The organism is Bacillus sp. P4_D3, from assembly GCF_056401855.1.
In genome coordinates, this window is record NZ_JBFUIN010000484.1 from 1 (window position 1) to 2,410 (window position 2,410).

The window sequence follows — 2,410 nt, forward strand, 5'->3', positions numbered from 1 at the left end:
ATCTCTTCCTCTGAAAAATCACCACTTTGCATTGCTTTCATCTGTTCTTTAATTATTTCAACAGCTTTTTCAAAGTTCTTCGCTTCAATCCCAGACATAACGAAGAGCAAACCTTTATGACTTTCAAATCTCGATGCTGCATAGTACGCTAAACTATTTTTTTCACGGACATTTACGAATAACTTCGAATGAGAAAACCCTCCAAATAATCCGTTAAACAATTGTAATGCAAAATAATCTTCATCTTTATACGTAATGAATGTGCGATAGCCGATATTTAATTTACTTTGCTTTAGTTCTTGTTTTTCAACAATTTCTTTTTCTTCATTATTTCGTTTATGAAGAAGTACATTTCTTTCTTTCCTAGCGCGAGGTGAAATCGAAAAATACTTATTTATAAGCTCCACAGCATCTTCTGAAATGTCACCAATGATATATAAATCCATTTCATCTTCAGCTAACACTTTTTGATAATATTGATACAAACTTTCATTTGTAATAGAAGCAACACTCTCTTTTTTCCCATTTGCACTTAAGCGATATGGTTCTACTTTGCACATTTCTTCAATTAAACGCTCGTTTGCATAACGCATTTTATCATCATAAGTAGCTTCAATTCGTTGCAAGAGTGCTCGTTTCTCACTTTCTACAATAGAAGATAGAAAACCGTCCCCTTCTGTCGCTGGATGTAAAACAATATCAGATAACATAGAAAGCGCCTTTTCAAATAACGGTGGTGCATCGCGTAAATATGTTTCATTTGCAATGTCTACATAAATAGAGATGATATGGTCTTCCCCTTTTTTACTTACATCTACCGCTAAAGAAGATCCATATAATTCTTCTAAATATTGACGAAGACGAATTACAGAAGGCAGTTTTTCTGTCGCACTTTGCAATACGTACGGCAATAGAGCACGCTCTGTCACCGTCTCCTCATTTAAAGGTGCTTTAAAACGAAATACAAAGGTATTTGTTTTAAATTTATCAGTCGGAATAATATGTACTCGCAAGCCACCTAATTCATGCAGTTGCTGTTCCATTAGTTTCATTAATAGCCCTCCTTTACGTATGTAGGAATATTCCTCTTCAATATACAGTTTTTAGAAATAAAAAATCAACTTTTCTTCCTTATTATGCTTACATTTGATTCTTTCTAAAAACTTTAATATGTAAGGAACATAGTAAAATTCCGTATTAAATATATTCTATGTAAAAAAGCCCGCACTAATGTGCGAGCTTTTCTTATACTTTCTAAATACTCATCGTTTTCCTTTTTCATAAGGCGTTCCTAATGCTTTCGGAGCTTCAGATCGTCCTACAAAACCAACAAGTGCTAATATTGTAAATACATACGGTAATATCGTTAAGAATACACTTGGAATTTCTTTTAATACAGGAATGGTACCACCTGTTATCCCAAGTGATTGAGCAAATCCGAAGAACAGCGCTGCTCCAAGAGCACCAAGTGGATTCCATTTACCAAAGATCATAGCTGCTAGCGCCAAGAAACCTTGTCCAGTAATTGTAGCACCTGAGAAGTTACCAGAAATCGACATTGCGAAGACCGCACCACCCACTCCTGCAAACATTCCAGATATACAAACTGCAATATAACGCATTTTATATACATTAATCCCCATCGTATCTGCTGCCATTGGATGTTCACCAACAGCACGAAGACGAAGACCGAACGGCGTTTTATAAATAATGTACCAAACAACAAAAGCTAAAATAATAGCAATATACGATGTTAACGGTACATTTGAGAAAAAGATTTTCCCGATTACCGGAATATCCGAAAGTCCTGGAACATCGATTTTTTCAATTCGGTATTGAATAAAATCAGTCTGTCCTTTACYAAAGATTTTCTTAATCGCAAATACTGTTAAACCGAGGGCCAAAAAGTTAATCGCTACCCCGCTTACTACTTGATCCGCGCGGAATGTAATGGATGCTACTGCGTGAAGAAGTGCAAATAACCCACTACCAATAGCTGCAAATAATAGTGCAATCCAAGGAGTCATTGCTCCCCACGTATCACCCATTAATAACGTTGTAACGATACCAGTAAATGCACCAAATAACATTAAACCTTCTAATGCTATATTTACAACTCCAGAACGTTCACTGAACACTCCACCTAACGCCGTAAAAATAAGTGGCGCTGCCGTATATAACGTACCAGTCACAAGAATGGCTAAAACATCTAAAAAGCTCATTTATTTTCCCTCCTTGCTCATGCGTGTAAGTGCCCAGCGTAAAACATAACTGCAAGCAACAAAGAAAATAATACATGCGATAATAACATTAATTAACTCAGAAGGTACATCTGCTTCAAAATTCATTTGTGGGGCTGCACTTTTCAAACCACCGAACAGTAAAGCCGATAATAATATACCAAATGGAT

At 36.0% G+C, this 2,410-nt stretch carries 2 protein-coding genes and 1 pseudogene; all 3 read right to left on the bottom strand.

The features are described 5' to 3' along the window. The coding region (gene yfmF / locus AC1DTM_RS23060; protein ID WP_477000976.1) for an EF-P 5-aminopentanol modification-associated protein YfmF at positions 1 to 1,052 on the bottom strand (1,052 nt) is incomplete at its 3' end. A gap of 210 nt (positions 1,053 to 1,262) precedes the next feature. Next, complete coding sequence (locus AC1DTM_RS23065; RefSeq protein WP_477000977.1) at positions 1,263 to 2,222, bottom strand: ABC transporter permease; 960 nt, start codon at positions 2,220 to 2,222, stop codon at positions 1,263 to 1,265. Next, positions 2,223 to 2,410, bottom strand: a pseudogene (locus AC1DTM_RS23070) (ABC transporter permease); the annotation flags it as partial.